The sequence below is a fragment of the Kitasatospora sp. NPDC032757 genome, assembly GCF_055579305.1.
On sequence record NZ_JBVINN010000027.1, the window covers coordinates 100,587 to 122,991 of the forward strand.

General features: G+C 74.2%; 16 protein-coding genes. 9 read left to right on the forward strand and 7 right to left on the reverse strand.

The genetic code is table 11. The features are described from left to right. Positions 1-14: 14 nt before the first annotated feature. Positions 15-3,146, reverse strand: a complete 3,132-nt coding sequence (locus ACZ5WK_RS26315) for a bifunctional cytochrome P450/NADPH--P450 reductase (RefSeq protein WP_465550675.1) — start codon at positions 3,144-3,146, stop codon at positions 15-17. 176 nt (positions 3,147-3,322) lie between these two features. On the opposite strand from ACZ5WK_RS26315, the gene ACZ5WK_RS26320 reads away from it, so the two are divergent. Together ACZ5WK_RS26320 and ACZ5WK_RS26325 are read left to right on the forward strand one after the other, a co-directional pair. After that, on the forward strand, positions 3,323-3,997 hold the full coding sequence (locus ACZ5WK_RS26320) for a LuxR C-terminal-related transcriptional regulator (protein WP_465550677.1): 675 nt from the start codon (positions 3,323-3,325) through the stop codon (positions 3,995-3,997). Between the two features lie 205 nt (positions 3,998-4,202). After that, entirely contained in the window at positions 4,203-4,871 is a 669-nt protein-coding gene (locus ACZ5WK_RS26325) for a cutinase family protein (RefSeq protein ID WP_465550679.1), read from the forward strand. A 212-nt stretch (positions 4,872-5,083) separates the two neighbouring features. On the opposite strand, the gene ACZ5WK_RS26330 is transcribed toward ACZ5WK_RS26325, so the two are convergent. The 6 genes from ACZ5WK_RS26330 to ACZ5WK_RS26355 all read right to left on the reverse strand — a co-directional run bounded on the left by ACZ5WK_RS26330 (position 5,084) and on the right by ACZ5WK_RS26355 (position 13,618). Then, complete coding sequence (locus ACZ5WK_RS26330) at positions 5,084-6,151, reverse strand: AfsR/SARP family transcriptional regulator (RefSeq protein WP_465550681.1); 1,068 nt, start codon at positions 6,149-6,151, stop codon at positions 5,084-5,086. 196 nt (positions 6,152-6,347) lie between these two features. Beyond that, positions 6,348-7,721 (reverse strand): serine/threonine-protein kinase, encoded by a 1,374-nt coding sequence (locus tag ACZ5WK_RS26335; protein ID WP_465550683.1) that lies wholly within the window; start codon positions 7,719-7,721, stop codon positions 6,348-6,350. Positions 7,722-7,733: 12 nt separating this feature from the next. Continuing rightward, a complete protein-coding gene (locus ACZ5WK_RS26340; protein ID WP_405358860.1) occupies positions 7,734-8,501 on the reverse strand; it encodes a serine/threonine protein kinase in 768 nt (255 codons plus the stop codon). Between the two features lie 144 nt (positions 8,502-8,645). Further along, positions 8,646-10,688, reverse strand: coding sequence for a DUF8189 domain-containing protein (locus ACZ5WK_RS26345; RefSeq protein WP_465550685.1), 2,043 nt, complete (start codon positions 10,686-10,688; stop codon positions 8,646-8,648). Positions 10,689-10,718: 30 nt separating this feature from the next. Next, positions 10,719-12,236, reverse strand: a complete 1,518-nt coding sequence (locus tag ACZ5WK_RS26350) for a DUF8189 domain-containing protein (RefSeq protein ID WP_465550687.1) — start codon at positions 12,234-12,236, stop codon at positions 10,719-10,721. Between the two features lie 452 nt (positions 12,237-12,688). Further along, on the reverse strand, positions 12,689-13,618 hold the full coding sequence (locus ACZ5WK_RS26355; protein WP_465550689.1) for a LysR family transcriptional regulator: 930 nt from the start codon (positions 13,616-13,618) through the stop codon (positions 12,689-12,691). A 739-nt stretch (positions 13,619-14,357) separates the two neighbouring features. Here ACZ5WK_RS26355 and ACZ5WK_RS26360 point away from each other — a divergent pair. The 7 genes from ACZ5WK_RS26360 to ACZ5WK_RS26390 all read left to right on the forward strand — a co-directional run bounded on the left by ACZ5WK_RS26360 (position 14,358) and on the right by ACZ5WK_RS26390 (position 22,284). Further along, positions 14,358-15,272 carry a helix-turn-helix domain-containing protein gene (locus ACZ5WK_RS26360; protein WP_465550691.1) on the forward strand — a complete coding sequence of 305 codons (915 nt, stop codon included), beginning with the start codon at positions 14,358-14,360 and terminating at the stop codon, positions 15,270-15,272. 409 nt (positions 15,273-15,681) lie between these two features. Further along, positions 15,682-16,416, forward strand: a complete 735-nt coding sequence (locus tag ACZ5WK_RS26365; protein ID WP_465550693.1) for a DUF4142 domain-containing protein — start codon at positions 15,682-15,684, stop codon at positions 16,414-16,416. A 71-nt stretch (positions 16,417-16,487) separates the two neighbouring features. After that, positions 16,488-17,882: a DUF1996 domain-containing protein gene (locus ACZ5WK_RS26370; RefSeq protein WP_465550695.1), complete on the forward strand. Its 1,395-nt coding sequence runs from the start codon at positions 16,488-16,490 to the stop codon at positions 17,880-17,882. Between the two features lie 220 nt (positions 17,883-18,102). After that, positions 18,103-19,038, forward strand: a complete 936-nt coding sequence (locus ACZ5WK_RS26375; RefSeq protein ID WP_465550697.1) for a hypothetical protein — start codon at positions 18,103-18,105, stop codon at positions 19,036-19,038. Then, on the forward strand, positions 19,035-20,477 hold the full coding sequence (locus tag ACZ5WK_RS26380) for an NADH-ubiquinone oxidoreductase-F iron-sulfur binding region domain-containing protein (RefSeq protein ID WP_465550699.1): 1,443 nt from the start codon (positions 19,035-19,037) through the stop codon (positions 20,475-20,477). Before ACZ5WK_RS26375 ends, ACZ5WK_RS26380 begins: the two co-directional genes overlap by 4 nt. Positions 20,478-20,695: 218 nt before the next feature. After that, on the forward strand, positions 20,696-21,760 hold the full coding sequence (locus ACZ5WK_RS26385; RefSeq protein WP_465550701.1) for an SCO0930 family lipoprotein: 1,065 nt from the start codon (positions 20,696-20,698) through the stop codon (positions 21,758-21,760). Continuing rightward, complete coding sequence (locus tag ACZ5WK_RS26390) at positions 21,757-22,284, forward strand: hypothetical protein (RefSeq protein ID WP_465550703.1); 528 nt, start codon at positions 21,757-21,759, stop codon at positions 22,282-22,284. The genes ACZ5WK_RS26385 and ACZ5WK_RS26390 overlap by 4 nt, the downstream gene beginning before the upstream one ends. Positions 22,285-22,405 lie beyond the last annotated feature (121 nt).

Below are 22,405 nucleotides of genomic sequence, written 5' to 3' on the forward strand. Positions count from 1 at the left end.
CGGCCCGGTGCGCCTCAGCCCGCGTAGACGTCCTCGACGTAACGGCCCGCCTCGACCAGGTGCTGGAGCCAGGCCTGGGCCTGCTGCTCATCGGCTCCCGGCGTCCGGCGCCGGTACAGCTCCCGGAACGCCGCCCTGACGCCCGGGGCCATCCGGGCGCCGTCGCCGCACACGTACACCTCCGCGCCGGCGGCGAGCAGCTCCCAGACCTCCGCGGCCTCGGCCGCGATGCGGTCCTGGACGAAGCGCTGCCCGTCGACCGGCCGCTCGCTGAAGGCGGGCCGCATCGAGACGGCGCCGGCCCGGTCGGCCGCCTCCAGCTCGTCCCGGTGCAGGTAGTCGGCGTCCGGGGCGTCGCAGCCGAAGTACAGCAGCGCCGGGGCGAGGTCGGCTCCCTCGGCGAGCAGCGCGCGGCGGTCGGCGACGGCGCCACGGAAGGGTGCCAGACCGGTGCCGGCCGCCACCATGATCACCGGCGTCCGGTGGCCGATCCGGAAGACCTCCCGGCATGGCTGGACCCGCGCCAGCACGGTGTCCCCGACGGCCACCCGGCCGAGGTAGCCGGAGCCGGCGCCCCGGAAGGTGCCCCGGCCCGAGCGGGCGGGGGCGCTGAGCACGGAGACCATCAGCTCGACCTCGCCGGTGCCGGAGGGCGACGAGGAGATCGAGTAGTGCCGGGGCCTGATCGGCGGCAGCAGCTCCAGCAGCACCGGCCAGGTCAGGCTCTCCCGCAGGGCCGGGTGGTCCTCGACCAGGTCCAGCAGCGTGCGAGGGTCGTCGTCGGACACGCCCCGCAGGGCCGCCCGCTCGGGCGGGCACGGGTTGAGTGCGGCCAGCTCGGCGCGCTGGCCGGCCGTCGGACGGTCCTGCAACTCGACGTGGTGCGTGAGCAGTTCGCGGACGGTCAGCGGCCGGTCCACGGCGAGACCGGTGCGCCGGTGCGCCACGATGTTGAGCACGGTCTCCGGATCGGCGCCCAGCAGCTTGGCCGCGCGCTCGACCAGGGCCGGGTCATTGGCCGGGAGCACGGTGAGGTGGTCGGCGGTCCGGTGGCCGACGCCCGCGGGCAGGGCCAGCCGGACCAGGCGCTTCACCCGGTGATAGGCGGGGTCGGTGAGGCTGCCGACCGCGGTCACGGTCAGCTCGGCCATGTCGTGCCGGGCGGCCAGGGCGTCCAGCGGGCCACCGGCCACCTCGGTCACCGTGTACGCCGCCTCCTTCGGCCGCACGGCGGGAGCGCCGGCGTCCCCGTAGCGCTCCAGCAGGACCGTGCGCAGCGCCGTGGTGAAGGCCCGCACCGTGCCGGCCAGGTCACCGGAGACGTCGGCCTCGCCGCGGCCGAGCAGCCGGGCGCCGCCGAGGGCGGCGAGCCGGTCGTCGATCAGGGCCGGGACGCGCTGGTAGGTGGCCGCGTACGTCCGGTCGCCGATGCCGAGCACCGCGTACTCGACCCCGTCGGCCTCGTGGTCGGCCGCCTCCAGGAGGCGGCCGACGAAGGCGGCGGCGTCGTCCGTCGGCTGCCCGTTGTACGAGGCGGCCGTGATCACCACCGGACGGTCGGTGGGCAGTCCGCCCGCGTACGCGTCGAGCGGGGCGATCGCGGTGTCGCAGCCGAGTTCGGCGGCCGCCTCCGCCAGCTGCCGGGTGAACTCCCGGCAGGCGCCGTAGTTGGAACCGTGCAGGAGCAGCAGCCCGGTCCCCTGGCGGACCCGCCCGGGCAGCTCCCCGGCGCTGCGGGCGGCCGGCGCGTCCGGGACGGCCGCCGGGGGAGCGGGCGTGCGCGGCGCGAGGGCGAGGGTGAAGTCGTCGGGCTTGATGGTGAGCGTCTGCTTGATGGTCAGCCGGTAGTCCGCGTGGTCGATCAGCCGGTAGCGGTGGACCAGCATCGCCAGCAGCATGGTGGCCTCGTGCAGCGCGAACTGCCGGCCGATGCAGGCGCGTTCGCCGGTGCCGAAGGGCTTGAAGGCGTGCGGCGAGCGGGACGCCTCCGGCTCGGGGTCGAACCGGGAGGGGTCGAACAGCTCCGGGTTGTCGCCCCAGGCGGCGTCGCGGTGCAGCATGGTGGTCGCCACCAGGACGGGCTCCCCGGCGCGGACCGGGATCCGGCCGCCGAGCAGGGTGTCCTCCCGCGCCTCCCGGCTGAAGGCGGGCGCCGTCGGCCACAGCCGCAGCGCCTCGTTGAGCACCTGGCGGGTGTACCGCAGCCGTCCGACGTCCTCGTACGAAGGCTCCGGATCGGCCTGGTCGCCCCAGAGCGCGTCCACCTCCTGCTGGACCTGCCGGAGCACGGACGGGTGCTTGACGAGGTAGTACAGCGCGAAGGACAGTGCGCCCGAGGTGGTCTCGTGACCGGCGATCAGGAAGGTGATCACCTGGTTGCGGATGTTCCCGGTGTCCAGCCGGGTGCCGTCGGCGGGGTGCACCGCGCCCAGCATCAGACCGAGCAGGTCCTCGGCCGGGCCCTGGTCGCCGCCCCCGGCGCGGGCGGCGATCACCTCGTCCACCACCGAGGCCAGGTAGCCGGCGTCCAGCCGGAACGCCGCGTCGCGTTCGCCGTGGTCGAGGTCCGGTGAGCGGGTGAGCCTGGTCATCGCCCACTCCAGACAGCGCACCATCGCCTCCACGAACGGGTGCGGCTCGTCCCGTTCGAAGGAGCCGAAGTCGAAGCCGAACCCGGCCAGCCCGATGGTGTCCAGCGTCATCCGGGTCATGTCGCCGGGCACGTCCACCGTCAGCCCGGCGGCCGCCCGGCGGTCCCAGGAGTCGATCAGCCGACGGGCCACCCGCAGCATCACCGGGTGGTAGGTGTGCATCGAGCCGAGCGCGAAGGCGGGCACCAGGATGTCGTGCGCCCTGGCCCAGTTCGGCTCCTCGTTGTACGCGGTGAACAGGCCGTCCCCGGTGAACTCGCGGACGTTCTCCAGCGCCGGACCGACCGACTTGGTGAAGCGCTCCTCGTCGGCCAGCTCGGTGACCAGGTCCAGGCTGCCGACGATCAGGGTGTCGAGTCCGTGCAGCCGCTGGACGAAGGCGGGGCCGTACTGTCTGGCCAGCTCCATGGTCCGCAGGACGGGGGCGGCGACGGGAGGCGCCGACGAGATGTCCACCAGGGGGACGTTCATGGTCTCGGTCAAGGTCTCGGTCATCGGTGAATCGCCTTCCGTAGCTGGAACGTTCTGGCCGCCTTCCACTCTGGGCCCGCCGCGGAGGATGCCCACCACCGATCACTACATGATTGTGTAGTACCAGCACCATCCGGAGGCTTGCCCACGAACCGTCGGATCTGATGCACCATCCGCTGCCACGGTAAGGAGAGCTGCACATGCGACCGACCGACGGCTGCGGTCCGCCGGCGGCCAGCCGGCAGGATCCGGCGGTGATCTGGCGCAACCGGGCCCTGCGCCTGCTGGACCACGTGCCGATGCCCATCGCGGTGTGCGAGTTCGGCGGCCGGATCCTGATCGTCAACCGCGCCATGGCCGCCGAATTCGGTCTGCTGCCGGGGCAGTTGCGGAACCGCAAGATCCTCGAGTTCTTCGCCCTCCGGGACAGTGCCACCCTGCAGGCGCTCACCGAGGCCGTCCGGCTGCACCGCCGCTCGCGGTACCCGGCCCGGGTCTCCTGGTCGGCCGTCGACGGCACCGAACGGCACGGCGAGATGACCGTCGACCTGGTCAGCGACGCCCCGGAGGAGACCCCGAACCTGCTGCTCTCCCTCCGCCGGCTGGACGAACCCGCCGGCCGGCCCGTCACCCCGCAGGCCGGCGCCCGCCCCGAGGTCAGCCCGGTCGAGGCCCGGATCCTCGCCGCAGCCGCCCGGGGCGCCACCACCACCCAGATCGCCAAGGAGATCGGCCTCACCCCGGACGGCGTCAACTACCACCTCGCCCGGCTCAGCCGGCGCTGGCACCTGCCCAACCGCACCGCGCTGGTGGCCCGCGCCTACGCCACCGGCGTCCTGGCGGCCGGCGCCTGGCCGCCGGAGCCGGCCCGCTGACCTGCCCTTCCCCCGCGCCCGTCCTCGCGGCCGGCTCCGGCTGCGGTGAGCCCGGTGACCGTCAGCCCGGCTGCGGTGAACGCGGGGGGCGGACGGCGGACGTCATCGGGATGTCATCGACCGCTGCCACGGTGGTCCGGTGACCTCGGCCGACCGCGTACCGCATCGGAGCAGACGCGCAGGCCACCTGCATGAGGAGGATCGAATGCGAGCACGAAGGATCGCGGCCGCGTCAGCCGGACTCCTGTTGACGATCGGGCTCACGGCGGCTCAGGGAGCCACGGCACAGGGGGCCGCCGCACGCGTGGCCGCTCCGTGCGAGGGTACCTACACGATCGTTGTCGGGGGCACCGGCAGCTCGTGGAACAACGACGGCTTCTACGGCAACATCCAGCAGCATGTCGGGTATCCCACCCAGATCCCCAACGGTGCGAGCGCGCGGGCCGGCGTCAACGAGCTGAACCGGCTGGTCCGCGACCAACGCGCGGTGTGTCCGGGCCAGCACGTCAAGATGGCCGGGTACTCCCTGGGAGCCGGGGTGGTGCATACCTGGGTCACCGAGAACTGGCAGACGTTCGACAACGTCAACGCCATCCTCGTCGCTGACCCCAAGCGCCAGGGCCCTCCCGGTGCCAACGGCGGCGCCGTGCCGTTCGGCGGCGTCATCGGCGCCCCGCTCGCCGGCGCCGACAGGTTCTTCGGCAACGTGCCCGTCAAGACGATCTGCCACTGGGACTACGTCTGCGACGAGTCCGCCGGCATCTGGACCTACCCGAACAACCACGTCAAGAACTACCCCGAAGACTTCAACATGGATCACCACAACGACAGCGCCAACGAGCAGTGGTTCAACGGCGCCTGGTACCCCTGGTAGTCACGGGACGCCCGTCGGCCGGGCCCGTGGCCGCATCCCTTCACCACCTGTCCGTGGCCGGGACCATCCGTCCACGGACAGGGGTGATCTGCCGGTGCCGGCCGGGGACGATATGAGAGCGCGTCGCGGACGGACGGACGGACGGACCCGCCCGTCCGGCCGGTCACCGGGCGGCTCCGGCCGGGCGCCCCGAGCGGCCGGCGCCCGCCCGGTCAAGGCGTGGCTCCGGTGAGGCCGAGCCCGGCCTCGTCCCCGCGCAGAATCATCCGGCACGTCTGCCGCAGCATCCGACTCGGCGGAACCCCCAGGTCGTCGGCCAGACGGCGGCGGGTGCGGTCGAACACGGCCAGGGCGTCGGCCTGCCGGCCGCCGCGGTACAGCGCACGCATCAGCATCGCGGCCACCTGCTCGTTCAGGGGGTGCTCCGCGGACAGGGCGAACAGCCCGGCGATCGCCTCGGAGTAGCGGCCCAGGTGCAGCTGCCACTCCGACTTCCGCTGTGCGACGGTGATCCTGCGCTCGGCGAGCCGCACCCGCTCCAGCTCGGCGAGCGGGCCGGGCACGCCGGCCAGGACCTCCCCGCGGAAGAGGTCCAGCGCGTGGGAACAGAGGCGGACCGCCTCGGCCGGGTCGCCCGCCCGATGAGCCGTCCCGGCGTCGGTGACCAGGTCCTCCATACGCGCCAGGTCCACTTCGGCCGCGCCGGCGACCAGACGGTAGCCACACCGGTCGTGCTCGATCACCGAGTCCGGGCTGTCCCCGATGCGCAGGGTCTTGCGCAGCCGGTAGATGTGGACCGGCACCACGTTCGTGACGGGCGCCTCCAACCCCCACACCCCGTCGAGCAGTTCCTGCTGGCTGACCGTCCGCCCCCCGTGCAGCGCCAGCGCCGCCAGGACGGCCTGCTGGCGCAGGTGTCCCAGGTCCAGGGCGCGCCCGTCCTGCCATGCCCGCACCGGTCCGAGCACGGAGATCCGCACCCTCGGCCCGGCCGCCCGGCCGGCGGCGCTCCGCAAGACCGGGCCCACCTGCGTGCGGGGGCCGCAGCCCGGGGCGATCACTCCGCAGTCGAAGGCGTGCACGATGGCGGCGGCCCGGTCGCGCAGCCCGAGCTTCACCAGGATCCGCGCGAGGTGTCCGGCCACGGCGTCCTCGGGGATGGCGAGGGCGGCGGCGATCTCGTCGTCCTTCAGGCCGCAGCCGACCGCGTGGAGCACCCTGCGCTCCTGGTGCCCGAGAACGGCGGCGCTCGGCCGGCTGGTGGTGGCGGTGGTCGGCATCGCTGCTCCCTGCATTCCGGGCCGGCCCGTCCGGCGGCCGTCGACAAGGTAGTAGCGGCCGTGCGGGGCGGGGAATCCGGAACGATCCGGAGGAGCGTGCGCGACGGTCCCCGGTGGACCGGCGCACGCGGGTGATCACCTCCTCGCCCCGGACAGGCTCGCCGGCTCCGGTCCGCCCCGGGGTTCCCGGCGGTGGTCAGGGGCAGTGGAGGAGGGTGGGTCGGTCCCTGGTGCGGACGGCCGGGAGCCAGGCGGTGATGGGGCCGGGAAGGTGGATGCGGTACCAGAGGGTGGAGGCGCGGTCCTCTTCGTCGATGACGGGGAGGCCGGTGGGGAGTTGGCAGTCGGCGTCGAGGGTGTCGTTGTGCCAGACGCGCGTGGGGATGACGTTCTCGGCGGTGTAGGGGCGCAGGGGGTCGACGGCGAGGCCGAGGCTGCACCGCGGGTCGCGGTCGGTGCGGTCCTGGCAGCCGCGTTCGGCGTTGAAGACCCGGATGCGGGCGGGGTGCGCGGCCGGGCCGGGGTTCGGCCAGAGAGCGGTGGCGGCGGCCGTGGCGCAGGTGGCGAGGGCGAGCAGGGCGGTGCGCGGTCGTGGGCCGCGGTGGCGGCGGCCGGGCCGGCGCGCGCGGATGCGGGCGAGCAGGCTTTCGGCGGTGTGCGGGGCGCGGGCGGCGTGGGTCGGGGCGAGGCAGTCGGCGACGAGGGCGCGCCAGAACGGGGGGACGTCGGGGGAGAGGCGCAGGGCGGCGCGGCCTTCGGCGTACTGCTGGGCGGCCGCGCTGCGGGCGGCGGGGGTGGCGCCGGGGAAGGGCGGGACACCGGCGGCGAACACCTCGTGGATCACGATGCCGAGCGCCCAGATGTCGGCGGTGGTCCGGACCTTGACCCCGTGTTCGCCGAGCGGTTCCCTCCAGCGTTCCGGCGGGAGGTAGTCGGGGGTGCCCATCGGGGCGGAGTGGCCGTGGGTCCCGGTGAGTTCGATGGCGAGGCCGAAGTCGGAGAGGCGGACCTCGCCGTCCCGGCCGATGAGGACGTTCTCGGGTTTGAGGTCGGCGTGGGCCCAGCCGGAGCGGTGCAGGTGGGCCAGGCCCTCGCAGATGCCGGCGATGATCCGGCCGCCCCGGGCCTCGTCGACGCCGGTGGCGAGCAGGTCGCGCAGGGTGCACCGGGCGCGTTCCATGACCAGGACGATCGCGCCGTCGAGCGCGGGGTGGTCGGGGGCGGCCAGGGCGAGGGTGTCGAGCAGGCGGACCAGCCGGGGGTGCGGGGCGGTGCGGGCCAACTCGGCTTCGCGGCGGGCGGCTTCGGCGACCTGGCGGGCCTGGCGGGGGGCGAGTCCGGCGGTCGGCAGCACCTTGAGGGCGACCGTGCCGTCCACACCGCCTGCGCCGTCCGGGCCGTCCGGACCCGCCGGACCGTCCGGACCGGCGGTGTCCCCGGCCCGGCGGGCGGCGTAGACGGTCGCCCAGCCGCCTTCGCCGATGGGCCCGGTGACGGTCCACTCGCCGACCCGGTGGCCGGGCGGCAGCAGCTCCTCGCCGTCCCCGCCGAGGGCCAGGTCGTGCACCATCGGCGCCCCTCCCTACCGTCCGGCCTCGGCGGCTTCGGGGCGCGGCAGGAGCGCGAGGTGCTCCTCGCGGACGATGCCGAACTTCAGGGCGAGCCCCACGACGGCCTCGCGTTTGCCGCTGCGGCGGTCCGCGCGGCCCGCGCCGTCGGGCATGTCGATGCGGAGCTTCTCGTCGGCGAGGTAGTCGAGGTGCGAGCTGACCGCGCGCGCGGTGAGCCGGGCGCAGGCGGGGTGGCCGCGCAGCCGCGCGACCACCTGGGGGGTGGTGGGCACGGCGGCGGGGGAGCGGTCGCGCAGCCACGGTTCGCAGAGCGCGACCAGGACCAGGAAGTAGGTGGCGGTCTCGTCCAGGGAGTACGCCGTCATGGTTCGGCTCTCCCAGGAGCCGCCGCCGCGGGCGTGCGGGTCCAGGTAGACGTGGTCGGGCGCGAACACCTGGAAGGACAGCGGCGTCTCACGCCGCGAGGGCAGCACCACCCGGGCGAACTCGAACGGGATCGGCGCGCCGATCCGCCGCGGCGGCACCCGCAGGTACTCGCCGGCGCCCTCCGGGTTCTCCACCAGGTAGGCGTGGGTGTTGCTGAGGTTGCTCAACTGCCAGTGGTCGTCGGTCGCGTGGATCTCGCCGGCGAGCCGGGAGACCGTCTCGTCGCCGATCCGGAGCTCCACCGGCGTGCCGGCGGAGCCGCGGCCGAAGCGCGCCCGCTCTCCCGGACCGAGCCGCAAGGTCACCGCGTCGTCGCCGTTCCCCTCCGGCAGGTGGACGAGAATCCCGCTCACCGTTCCTCCGTCCCGCGCACCGCTCCCCGTTTCGCCTGCTGACCGTTGCCAGACGGACGAACGTTACCTCTTCGCGCATGACAATAAACCGTATGGTGGCGCAGGCCACTTGACGGGGAATCGGGGGAGCGGGCGGACGGGCCGTCAGGGCATCGGCGCCCCCGAGCGCAGCGGCGCCACCGGGCGGTCGCCGAAGGCGGCCCACGGCCGCCAGCCGCCGCCGGGCCGCTCCTGGACGCGGGTGCGCAGCCGGCCGTCCTCGGCCACCGCGAAGACGTGCAGCCGCCCGGTGGGGTCGGCCGCGGCCGAGGGCGGCGCGGCGAGCAGCAGTCCCGGTTCGCCGAAGTCCTCGCCGAGCACGTCGTCCGGTGCCCAGGCTCCGCCGGGCGCCGACTGCCAGCGGTGGGCGAGCCGGTCGCCGCCGGGGGCGAGGGTGAGCGCCTCCAGCCGGCCGTCCGCGCCGGGGGCCGCCAGCGGTGAGGCGGTGGACCAGCCCAGCAGCGGGCGCCAGTCGTCCCAGCCCCCGCTGGGCACCGACTGGCGGCGGTGGAAGGCCGCCGTGCCGGACGGGGCGATCGCGGTGACGTTCAGCCGCCCGGTGCCGTCGCGGGCCACCCGCGGCGCGGCGCCGGCCGGCGTGCCGAAGCGCTCCCAGGCGGACCAGGCGCCGCCGGGCGAGGTCTGCCAGCGGTGCAGCAGCTCCGCGCCGCCGGGCGCGAGCACGAACACCTCCAGCCGGCCGTCGGCGTTGGCGGCGACGACCGGTGGCGCGCCCACCGGGCCGCTGAAGCCCGCGTCCCAGGCGTCCCAGGTGAGCGAGCCGGGCGACCACTGGCGGCGGCGGGCGATCAGGGTGCCCCCCGGGCCGAGCGCGAAGACCTCCAGGCGGCCGTCGGCGTTGCGGGCGACGGCCGGGGCGGCGCCGGCCGGGCCGCCGAACCCCTCCCAGTCCGACCAGGTGCCGTCCGTGCGCTGGACCCGGTGGTCCAGGCCGGCGCCGCCGGGGGCGAGCGAGAACACCTCCAGCCGGCCGTCGGCGTTGCGCCCCAGCACGGGCACCGCGCCGGCCGGGCCGCCGAACTCCTCCCAGCCCGACCAGGTGTCGGCCTCCGGGTCGAGCTGGACCCGGCGCAGCATCGACCGGTCGGCCGCGTCGAGGGCGAACACGGTCAGCCGGCCCTGTGCGTCCGGGGATGCGACCGGGTTGTCCGGGCTCTGCCAGGGCGGCGGGGTGGACTGCCAGCTCAGCGGAGCCAGGTACAGGCCGTGCCGGAACCAGCCGGCGGCGCTCGCCCACCACTGCTGCCCGTCGGTGACCACCTCCACCGCGTGGCCCGGCACATGGCCGGCGTAGCCGTCGAGGGTGAAGCGGAACGGGTCCCGGGAGGCGAGGACGTCGGTGCCCTCGTAACCGTTCCGCGGTCCGACGAAGAGGTGGTACCAGCCGTCCCGGGCCACCACGAAGGGCGACTCGGTGACGGAGACGCCGTCCGCGGAGGTGGCCGCGTCGGTGAAGGCGACGCCGGGAGCGCTCCAGGTCAGCAGGTCGGTGGAGCGCCGGTAGCAGACCTGGTGCCGGCCGTCGACGGCGGACAGCTCGGTGTAGTACATCACCCACTCGGCGCCGATCCGCAGCACCATCGGATCGCGGGCGGCGTTCCCCCGGAACAGCGGCCCGGACGGCAGCCTGGTCCAGGTGAACAGGTCGGTGGAGGTGGCGGCGTTGATCGCCGCCCCGGCGCGCCCGCCCGCCGCGTAGAACATCCAGTGGACGCCGTCCGACTCGACGACGTGTGGGGCCCACAGGTGCTCCTCCCCGAAGTAGGAGGTGTCGACGGTCAGCGCGTCCGGATGGCCGGTCCACGGCCCGGACGGGTCCGGCGCCGAGGCGTGCGCGAGCGCGACCTCGGCCGAACTGTCGGGGGCCTGCCCGGGCGGCGCACTGTCGCCGACGATGCTGAACAGGTGCCAGCGCCCGCCGGCCCGGATCAGCGTGTGGTCGTTGAGGTAGCGGCGGCGCGTGGTGGACGGGTCGTGGACCTGGCCGAACGGGCCGGCGCCGACCCACAGGTGGGGCGTGGTGGCGCCGGCGCCGGACGCCGGGGTGGCGGTACGGCCCGCGAGCGGGAGCACGAGTGCTCCCGCTCCGGCCGTCCGCAGCAGGCCGCGCCTGCTGATCGGGGACATGGTTCTGCTCCAGGAGGGCTACCGGTGTGGTCAGGGGACGGCGGGTCCGGCGGTGGTGTTGAGCCAGGCCCAGTCGGACCAGGTGGAGAACCCGGTCTGCCACTTGTGGTGGACGCCGGCGCTGCTGGTGCCGAACACCTCGATCCGGCCGTCGGCGTTGGCCGCCGCGACGATCTCGGTACCGGCGGCCCCGAAGGTGTCCCACGGGCCGTACGGGGCGTTCAGGTTGGTCTGCCAAGTGTGCTGTGCGGTGCTGCCGTTGATGGCGAACACCTCGATGCGGCCGTCCGCGGTCGGCTGGCTGGTGAGCTGGGAGTCGGCGGGGCCGGCGGTGGCTTCCCAGTCGGACCAGGTGGTCGGGCTGGTCTGGTACTTGTGGAAGACGCCGATGGGGCCGGAGGCGAAGACTTCGAGTCGGCCGTCCTGGTTGTGGTTGACGGTGAGGTCGTGGCCGCCGCCGCCGAAGGTCTCCCAGGCGGACCAGGCGCCGTTGACGGCGGTCTGCCACTGGTGTTGGAAGGTGCCGTTGTTGAGGGCGAAGACTTCGAGGCGGCCGTCGGGGGCCTTGCCGAGTCCGATCTCGCTGTCGGTGGGTCCGCCGCCGGTGGGCTCCCATTCGGCCCAGCCGCTGTTGGGGGCGGTCTGGTACTTGTGGAAGAGGCCGGCGGGGCCGGAGGCGAAGACTTCGAGGCGGCCGTCCTGGTTGGAGCCGACGGCGATGTCGTGGCCGCCGCCGCCGAAGGTCTCCCAGTCCGACCAGGCGCCGGAGGGCTGGAGTTGGTAGCGGTGCTGGAAGGTGTTGCCGTTGATGGCGAACATCTCGAGGCGGCCGTCGGCGTTCGGGCCGATGGCCAGCTTCGCGCCGCCGGGGCCGCCGAGGGACTCCCAGTCCGACCAGGCGCCGCTCACGGCGGTCTGCCAGGCGTGCGAGACGCCGTTCGCGCCGGCGGCGAACACCTCCAGCCGGCCGTCCGCCGAACGCGCGGACACCACCCGGCCGGACTGCGCAGGGTGCACCAGCGGGGCGGGGTGGGGGCCGGTTCCCGGAGTGCAGGGCATGGTGATGCCGCGCTCCGCGAGGTAGGGGATCGGGTCGGTGCGCACGGTCGCGTCCGGGTCGGCCCAGACCCGAAGGTGCAGGTGCGGTCCGCTGGAGGTGCCCTCGCTGCCCATCTGCGCGATCAGTTGACCGGCCGTCACATGGTCGCCGGTGGCGACGTCCCGCTCGCGCATGTGCCCGTACTCGGTGATGGTCCCGTCCGGGTGCAGGATGCGGATCCACTGGCCGTAGCCCTGCGCCGGGCCGGAGACCAGCACCTCGCCGTCGCCGACCGCGTGGATCGGGGAGCCGTAGTCGTTGGCGATGTCGATGCCGTTGTGCTCCGGGGTGTAGCCCTGGGAGATGTAACCGGCGGCCGGGCAGGACGCCGTGAACCCGGCGGCCGCGGCGGGGGCGGATGGCACGGTGACCGGCAGCAGCAGGGTGAGCGCGGCCAGGGCCAGGCGCGAGGCGCGGCGGGCGGCGCGGCGGGAGGAGGAGGGGAACACCGGGGCGCCCCTCACGCCGTGCGCGGGCGGTCGATGACGCCGTCGACGTCGGGCCGCATCATGGCGGGCCGCTTGAGGATGCTCCTACGGGTGGGGTGGTGCGCGGTCAACGTGACCTCCTGAGGGGCGCGTGACGGCGGCCGTTCCGGACCGCCAGGTGTCGGGCGGTTGGGACGGTAGCCACACGGCGCGCGGCGCAGAACCCGGAACCATACGGACTGACAGGAGCGGACCGGCCGCCGAGACTGTTGTCCTTCGGGGCGGGGCTGCCCGGGCCCCGGCCGGGGGCGGGGGCGGCCGCATCGAGCACCTGGCTGAGAGCACCCGGCTGAACACCGACTCCCCTGCCGCCGGCACCTGTAGCTCCACCCTCGCGGCTGCGGCTGCGGCTGTTCGCGGGTCCGTCGGGCCGGGCGCGCAGCCGCGGGCGGTGGGGCGGGGGCGGTGGGGGGTCAGTCGGTGATGAGTTCGGCGGGGCGACGGGGGGTGGTGGGAGTGCCGGCCACGTCGTGGAGGAGGGAGAGCAGGAGTTCCTCGTAGGTGGAGAGGGGGCGGGCGAGGGTCCAGTTGGCGGTGACGGTGCGGGGGGCCGGGCCGGGGCAGGCGCGGAGTTCGGCGAGGACGCCGTGGAGGAGCTCGAAGCGGACGGAGCGTCGAGGGACCAGGCTGACGCCGAGGCCGATGCGGACGGCCTCCCGGATGCTCTCCATTCCCCACAGGTCGAGGGTGCGCGCGCCGACGAGGTCCCAGGTGTGCAGGAGCTCCAGCAGCTGTCGTCGGGTCTGGGAACCCGGTTCGAGGAGGAGGAAGGACTCGGTGGACAGCTCGGCCGGCGTGACCTCCTGCCCGGCCCGCGGGTGGTCGGACGCGCAGATCAGCACCATGTCGTCGCTGGCGAGCAGCTCCGACTCGTAGCGACCCGGGGGGAGCGGGCCGTCGGCCACGCCGACGCCGATCCGGCCCTGTTCGAGCGCGTCGGCCAGGCAGTCGGGGCCGTTGATGACCACGGTGAACAGCCCGTCGGGTTCGCGGCGTCGCAGCTCCCGCATCACCGCCGGCAGCAGGTAGTCGCCGACCGTGCTCGTGCTGCCGACCACCAGGCGCTCGATCGGCCAGCGCGCGGCCGCCTGGACCGCGCCGACGGCGTGGTTGGCCAGCGCCAGCATCTCCTTGGTCTGGGCGAGCAGGACCCGGCCTGCCGGGGTGGGACGGATCTTCGGGCCCGAGCGGTCGACCAGGACGGTTCGCAGGGACGTCTCCAGGTTCTGCACCTGTTTGGAGACCGAGGACTGGCTCAGGAACAGCACCTGGGCCGCCGCGGAGAACCCACCACATTCGATGACCTTCGCGAAGATCGCCAGTTGGTTCAGATTGAGTCGCATAAGGCCCCGATCGCGTGGATGTGGTGCAGGGCATTGCGGGCCTGAGGGCCGCGGGACAGGCTGCCGCAGTTCCTGTCATGCCCTGGTGGGGGCCACAGCCTACAAGTAGCCGGGAGAATACCTGTTCGGTCGGCACAATCGCGGGGGGCCGGACCGGCGTTCGTCGATTCCGGGGCGCAGTGCGGCGCTCCGTGATCCAGCGGTGATCTCCGCTGACCAAAGTCAATCGGGTTGCGACCGCGGTGACGTGACGGTGTGTCAGGTGTGCACGAAAAGGGACGGCAGTGTCCGGCCGGGTGCGGCTGTGAGGGATTCGTGCGGGCGATGTGGTGTCAAGTGCTGTTTTCCGTACGGCCTTCGGGTCATTGGTGTGTGCACTTGCGGCCCTTGTGGCGTGCGCTTCCGGCGGTGATTGCGGGGTGTCGGGTGCTGTGCGGAAGATAACGGATCGATAACGCGGCGGGACGAAACCTTCGGCGGCCCATCTCTAAACGTGTCCGGCCCGGTTGGGGCCGAGGGTTTCGAGAGAGAGGGGTGCCGCCATGCGGGAAGCATGCTCCGGCAGCAGGTCGCCGGTGCCGACTCCGTACGAACTCTTCGTGCTGGAAAGGGTCACGGGCGCAGCGGCGGCCACCGGGTCGCCGCGCGTCGGGCCGCGTTCTGCCCGGGCCGTCCGGGTCGGCGGGCTCCCGGGAGGTTCCGGCGGCGGGAGTCTCGGCGTCGTGGGAAAGGGGGCGCGGTGAGTGATCTCGTCCTGCCGGGGGCCGTCGGCCGCCGGGAACCGGTGCAACACCGGCGCGCCGGTCACGGCGACGCGGTGAGCCGCGGCGATGCGGTGAACCGTGGAGGCGCCGCCGGCCGCGACGGCACGGCGGGTCGGAACGGCGGGAAGGGCCGCAACGGCGCGACGGCCCGCGACGGCACGGCGGGACGGCCCGGCACCGGCCAGGGCCTCCACGGCGGCCGGGTGCGGCGCGGCGAGCCGACCACGGTCCAGGCGGTGGCGCTGTACTCGTTGCCGGGGGCGCCGCCGCCGGGCCTCTCCGGAACGGAGGTCGCCGCCGGCACCAAGGGAACCCTGTCCCACCTGCTGATTCCCGACCCGCTGCCGGGCATGCCCCGGGTGCTCGCCCTCTGGCTGGAGGGCCGGACCGCGGTGGTGGGCCCGGTGGTGCCGGTCGAGGACGCGGTGGTGTCGCTCGGCTGGGCCCGCAAGCTGCTGACGATGGTGCCGCAGGGAGCCTCCGGCGGGATCCACTTCGTCGAGGACAACCTGGCGACGCTCATGCTGTTCCAGGACCCGCTGCTGGCGGGCCACCTCTCGGCCAAGTGGCTCGGACGCCTGGCCGGCATGACACCGCAGCAGCGGGAGTGGACGGAGGAGACGCTGCTCGCCTGGCTGGAGGGCGGCGGCACGCTCCCGGCCGCCCGCCTGCTCCGCATCCACCCGCAGGCCGTCCGGAACCGGCTGCGCAACCTGGAGAAGATCTTCGGCAGTGGTCTGCGCGACCCCCGGGCCAGGTTCGAGCTCCTGCTCGCGTTGAAGATCCAGGTCATGGCGTCCGAGTACGCGCGGCTGCGCCGAAGAACCGGGATGCTGTCCCTGCTGCAGACGTCCGGACCCCAGTGGGACGTCCGGACGAAGGGGCGCTGAAGCCCGCCCGCCGGCGCCGACCGATCCCGCGCCGGCAACGCACGACACCCGGGGCGCCCGCCACCGGGACCGTCCTCGCCCTCACGGGGGCGGACCGCACCTGCCGGTGATGCGGCCGGCGATGCCGTCCGTGGTCCCGTCCCGTCGGTGGTCCCGCTCCCGGTCCCTCTCAGGGCGGCGCCGCGCGTTCGGAGCCGGGCCGTCCCCTCGTGGCAGCCGTCCCCGTGCTGCCGCGTCATCCCCTCGTGGCAGCCGTCCCCGCGCTGCCGCGTCATCCCCTCGTCGGCCGCGCCGTCCGTGGACCGTTGCGCGTGGGTCATCACCGCGCGGACCACCGAGGCCCACCCGGACCGGTTCCCGTGGGTTCCGCGCGGCCCTGATCCTCCGGGTGCAAGGGAGGAAGAGCCCCATGTCATCGTTGAGGAAGAAGCGCCCAGCGGGAACGGCCGCGGCCGCCTACGGACTCCCCCTGGTGAGCCGCCTTCCGAGGTCGTTCGCCACCGTCCTGATCATCGTCGCGATGATCCTCACCGCGACGGCGCTGGTGTACCCGGTGGCGAAGTCGGCCGGTGCCTATCGCAGCGCCCCGGTGAGCGACGACCAAGGAGTCGTGCAGACACCCACCGGGCCGCTCACCGCCGTCGACCGTGACTTCGTCAAGCGGGTGCGTCTGGCCGGGCTGTGGGAGATCCCGGCGGGCCGGATGGCCCTCGCGAAGAGCACAAGCCCCGAGGTCAAGGTGGCCGGCCAACACCTGGTCCAGGGTCACACCGACCTCGACCAGGCGGTGTTGACCGCCGCCCGAACCCTGAACCTGAACGTCCCCAGCGAGCCGTCGGCACAGCAGCAGGGCTGGCTCAAGCAGCTGGACGCCGCGCAGGGCGGGGAGTTCGAGGAACTCTTCGCGAACATCCTGCGCAGCGCCCACGGGCAGGTGTTCGCGGTCGTGGCCCAGGTGCGCGCCGGCACCCAGAACTCCACGATCCGGGACCTGGCGAACACGGCCAACAACACGGTGCTCGACCACATGAACGTCCTGGAGGACACCCGGCTCGTCGATTTCGACAAGCTCACCCCGCTGCCGACCGGTTCGGGCGCGCCGTCCGCGAGCCGCCCTCCGGCGCCCGCCGGACCGACCCGCTAGACGACCACCCGGAGGAAGGCTGTCCGCGGCCTGCCCGGCAGGCCTGATCACGTCCGAGGAGTGTGACGAACATGAAGTCCCGTAAACGTGGTGCGTCGAGGAGAAGGGCCGGTGCCCTGCTGTTGGCGGGGATCCTGGGTACCGGCGCGGTGGGGACGGTCGCGGCGGTGGCCTTCGCCGGCCAGCGCCCCTGGAGCGAGCCGTCGGCGGCGTCCCCGCAGGTCGGTACCGTCGCCTGCGCCGACGCCGGGGTGGCCCTGAACGACGTGCCGGAGGCGTCCCAGGACGCAGTGGACAAGAACCTCGCCGAGCTCGACGTCCAGGTGGCGGACGCGTACAACCGGCTGTCCGCGCCCGGCTCGGGCGACACCGAGGACCGCGTGCTGGGCGACCTCGCCGACAAGCGCGCGGAGACCCTGAAGAAGCTGTCGGGCAGCGCGGGCCCGGACGCCGGCCTGCCCCAGGACCTCTCGGGGATGGCGCGGTGCGTGATCAGGCACGATCTGGTGGTCGAGGACTCGGCCAAGGGGTACAGCGCGGACGGTGAGGGCGGGACGGTCGCCCGGACCAGGGCGGCCGCGCAGGCGAAGTCCCTCCCCAGACGCGGGTTCGTCGACATCCGCAGCGTCTCCCCGAACGTCCCGGCGCCCGTCCGGAAGGGGCCGGCCACCGGCTCCTTCACGTCCCGGTGCGGGCGCAACGAGAACCGCCACCTCAACCCCGACAACGTGATCGTCGCCCCTGGCGTGAGCAACGGGGCGCACCACATGCACGACTACGTGGGGAACGTGGCCACGGACGCGTTCTCGTCCAACGCCAAGCTCGCCGCCGCGGGCACCACCTGCTCGAACGGGGACCAGTCGGCGTACTACTGGCCCGTCCTGCGGGTCTTCGACGGCACCGATGAGAAGGACGCCAAGGCCCCCGGCGGCGGCCGGGACCGGAACGTGGGACGGATCCTCATCCCGGCCGAGGCGGACATCACGTACACCTCGGGCACCGGGAACCCCGTCCAGCCGATGGCCCGGTTCCTGCGCATCATCACCGGTGACGCCAAGGCCTTCACCAACGGGCCGGCGAACGTCCGGGCGTCGTGGAGCTGCACCGGGTTCGAGAACCGCCAGGTCGTCGACAAGTACCCGGTCTGCCCGCAGGGGAGCAGGGTCGTCCGGACGCTGAAGTTCCCGGACTGCTGGGACGGCAGGAACATCGACAGTGCCAACCACCGGACCCACACCGCCTTCTCCAACGCTTCGGGCGCGTGCCCGAAGAACTTCAAGGCGATCCCCCAACTGGTCGAGCGCGTCGCCTACGACGTGCCGGCCGGGGTCCGGTACGCCGTCGACAGCTTCCCCGAGCAGCTGCACAACCCGATCACCGACCACGGTGACTTCATCAACAACATGAACAAGGGCCTGCTGGACCAGATGGTCGGTTGCATCAACCAGGGGCGTCGCTGCGGGTGACCCGCCCCCTCCGGGGCCGCACCGCCCTGCGGGCCGGACCTCGTGGGGCCGGCTCCCGGAGAGCAACGGGCGGGCCCGGCCCGGGGCCGGGGAGCGGACGCGATCCCCGCGCCGCCGGCGCCGGGATCCCGACATCGGATTCGACAGCAGGTTCAGGACGAGGCCGGAGGGCTCAGCAATGGTGAGAGGGCAGAGGCGGCGGTCACGGCGGTTCGGCCCGGTGCCACGGGGCGCCGAGCGGGCCGGCCGGGCGCGCGCGGCGGCCGAGGGCGACCAGCCCGCGGAGGGCGGTCGCAGGCGGCCGAGCCCGTGGTCGCTCCTGCCGCCGCTGGCGGCGGGCCTGGGCGTGACGGCCATCGTGGTCGACCCCAGACTGCAGTCGTACCTGACGTACGCCGTCGGGGTGCTCGCGCTCGTCTCGTTCACCTCCGCGGTCCTGTGGGGGCTGGCGGCGACCGACCGGCTGATCCTGAGGCCGGTCCACCGGCTGGTCGCGCAGACCGTCCACCGTGCGATGGGCGTCGCCGGCGTCGTCTTCCTGGCCCTGCACGTCTGGATGAAGCTGATCGTGGGACAGATCGGCGGGCTCGCGGCCCTCGTGCCGTTCGCCGACCCGGCCCGACCGCTGGTCCTCGGACTGGGGACCGTCGCCGGCTACCTCTTCCCCGCGGTGGCGCTCGCCGGGGCGGCCCGCGGGAGGCTCGCCCGCTCGGGCGACGCGCGCCGGTGGAGGGTCATCCACCTCTGCTCGTACCCGGCGTGGGGCGCGGGCCTGGTCCACGGGCTGCAATCGGGTCGGCTCGCGCCCTCCTGGGTGGTGCTGCTGTACGGCGTGGCCGTCGTGGGTGTGATCGTCGCGCTCACGCTCAGGCTGGTCCTCCAGGACCGTTCCGGCCCGCGCCAGGCCCCCGTCCGGCCCCGTCCGCCGGAGGCCGGCGACCCCGGCGTCACCGTCCCGCGCGTGTCGGTGGCCACGGCCCCCGAGACCGCCGTCCCGCGCGTTCCGGTGGCCGCGGGGCAGACCATGGCTGCCGGGCCGGGGCTGGCCGTGGGGCAGGCCGTGGCTGCCGGGCCGGGGCTGGCCGTGGGCCGGGGCGTGGCTGCCGGACCGGGCCTGGCCGGCATCGGACTCGGACGTCGGCGGCAGGACGGGTGAGCGGCTTCCCCCCACCCGTCATCTGGTTCGGACGGCCGGTCCTGTTCGCCGGCCTGGAGAGCCTGGAGCGGGTCGACTACCGATCCCACCTCGTGGTCCACGGCCAGCTGCCGGCGCTGCGTGCCGAGGAGTTGGCCGAGCTGGCCGAGAACGTGGACCTGCGCGGCCGGGGAGGCGCCGGATTCCCCTTCGCCCGGAAGCTCAGGGCGGTCGGCAAGGCGGTCGCCCGGCGCCGTACCAGGCCGGTCGTGGTCGTCAACGGAACGGAAGGAGAACCGAGTTGCCTGAAGGACACCACGCTGCTCCTGCGTACCCCGCACCTCGTGGTGGACGGTGCGCTGATCGCGGCCGCCGCGATCGGCGCGGAACAGGTCGCGATCGGCGTCACGCGGACCGACACCGAGGAGTCGCTGCGCCGGGCGCTGGCCGAACGACGGTCGGTGAAGCCGCCGGTGACGGTGGTGCGGCTGCCCGAACGGTTCGTCACAGGCGAGGGGAGCGCCCTCGCCCGTGGCATCACCAACGGGATCGCCCTGCCCCGGGGAGGAGGCGTGCGCACCAGCGACAGCGGTGTCGGGGGAGCCCCCACGCTGCTGTCCAACGCCGAGACGTACGCCCAGCTCGCCGTGGCGGCCCGGTGGGGTGCGCTGCCCTACCGGGAGATCGGAACCCCCGAGGAACCCGGCACGGTGCTGCTCACGATCGCCGGCTCGACCGTGGTGGAGACCCCCACCGGAGTGCCGCTCGAGGCCGTCCTGGCGGCGTGCGGCCTGGACGTCGGACAGGGGGTCCTGGTCGGCGGCTACCACGGGAAGTGGCTGACCCCCGAGGCCGCCCGCTCGGCCGTGGTGTCCCGCCAGTCCTTCCAGCGCCTCGGCGGAGCGCTGGGCGCCGGGGCCGTCCTGCCGCTGCCGGAGACGACCTGTCCGCTGTGGGAGGTCGTCAGGATCTCCCGCTGGATGGCGGACGAGACGGCCGGTCAGTGCGGGCCCTGCTACCTGGGGCTCCCCGACCTGACCGCGTCGCTCGAGGACCTGGTGCGCGGCGGTGGCCGGCGCGCACTGGACCGGGTACAGGCCGGGATGCGCGCGGTCACCGGGCGGGGTGCGTGCAGCCACCCCGACGCCGCCGCCCGTTTCGTGGCCTCGTCCCTGGCCGTGTTCGACGGCGACCTGGCCGCGCACTCCTACCAGGGAGGGTGCGGGCGGCCGTCGCAGGGCGTCCTGCCGCTGCCGGAGGTGGAGAGCGCCGGCACCATCGTGGTCGACTGGACGCTCTGCGAGGCCCACGGCCTGTGCACCGGCGTCCTGCCCGACGTCATCCGGCTGGGGGCGGACGGGTTCCCCGCCGCGGGCGTGATGCCCGTACCCGCGAGGCTGCTCTCCCAGGCGGCGCGGGCCGTCGACCGTTGTCCCGCCCTCGCGCTGCGGATCCAGTGAGGCCGGCGCGGCTCCGGGCGCTGCCGCCCCCTCCCGAGCGCGGCCCGTGCGGCCCGGGGTGCTCGTCGGGGCGGCGGGCCGATCGAGAGATTCCGGAGGGCCATCGACCCTGAAACCCACGTCCCGTGTCCGCGGTCCGGAGTTCGACGCCGGACCGGGCCACCGGGGACGCGCACATCCACGGAAGGCCAGATTCCACCGATGGAAAGGCAAGGAACATGTTGACGAAGCGATACGGACTGGTCGGGCTCTGCCTGCTGCTGGTCGGGCTCGTGGTGATGGCCCTGTGGGGCAACATGAGCAGCAGTGCCAAGACGCCGTCCGGGTCGGGCCAGCTGGTGGGCGCGCAGGACGCCGCGCCGGCCGGCGGCGGATCCTACGGCTCGTACGACTCCTACGGCGGTGGCGGCGCATCGCCGTCCGCCGGCAGCCGGCCCAGCGGGGCGTCGGCGGGCGGGGGCCAGACCGGGGGCGCGCTGACCGTGCGCAACGACGCCGCGCTCGGCACGGTGGTCACCGACGGCCAGGGCTTCACCCTCTACCGGTTCGACAAGGACATGGCCAAGCCCCCGATGTCCAACTGCAACGACGGCTGTGCCAAGACCTGGCCGCCGGTCGCCAAGGAGAGCACGACCACGGGGAGCGGGATCGAGGCCGGCGCGGTCGGCGAGGTCACGCGGGCCGACGGGTCGAAGCAGCTGACGCTGGGCGGCTGGCCGGTCTACCGCTACGCGCAGGACACCGCGCCCGGCGACACCAAGGGCCAGGGCGTCGGCGGCACCTGGTTCGCCGTGGCGCCCGACGGCAAGAAGGCGGCCGCCGCGGCCACCGGTGCCACCGCGGCCACCGGTGCGTCGGCCTACCCGTCGGAGACGCCGACCGGTGCGGCGCCGAAGCCCCAGCCGGCGCAGCCGGCCCCGGGCGGGGCCCAGGTCTCGGTGACCTCCAACCCGCAGCTCGGTTCGATCGTGGTGGACGCGAACGGCATGACGCTGTACCAGTACGCCAAGGACCCGTCCTGGCCGATGCGTTCGCTCTGCGAGGGCCAGTGCGCGATGACCTGGAAGCCGGCGCCCGCCGTCGACCCGAGCCAGGTCAAGGGCGTCGACCCGAAGCTGATCGGCAAGATGCAGCGCGCCGACGGGACGTGGCAGCTGTCCGTCAACTGCAAGCCCGTCTACACCTACGCGGGCGACAACGCCCCCGGTGATGCCAACGGGAACGGCAAGGACAACCTGTGGTCGGCCATCAACCCCGCCGGGAAGCCGGTGACCGGCAAGTGACCGCCGGGGACCCCACCGTGGCGGCCGTCCGGCCACGGAGGACCGTCCGTCGCACCCTCCAGTGGCTCGCGCTGACCGTCCTGCTCGTCCTGGGTGTCGTCGAACTGGTCGGCGGTCCAGGAGGGTTGTTCGCCCCTCCGCGGGCGTCGGCCGACGCCGTGCGGGCCTCGGTGGAGGACCTGGCCCGGCGGATCGGCTGTGCGGCCGACATCACCGCCGACACCACCGACCTCCGCCAGGGGCTGTGCACCCTCGGCGACGACGAGGTCTGGATCGCCACCTTCCCGACCTCCGGGGCCCAGACGGCCTGGACGTCGGAGGCCGAGGCGTACGGAGGGTCGTACCTGGTGGGTGACCGGTGGGTGGTCGTCCTGTCCGACACCACGGCGGACCTCGTGCACGCGAAGCTCGGCGGGGTGATCACGGGCGGCGCCGACCACACCGGGCACGGCGATCACGGCAACCCTGCCGACCCTGCCGACCAGCCCGATGGCACCGGCCACGATCCGTCCGGGGCCGGCTGACCTGGTGAGCGTTTGACCGATCCGGCGGTGGGGGGGGGGGGGGGGGGGGGGGGGGGGGGGGGGGGGGGGGGGGGGGGGGGGGGGGGGGGGGGGGGGGGGGGGGGGGGGGGGGGGGGGGGGG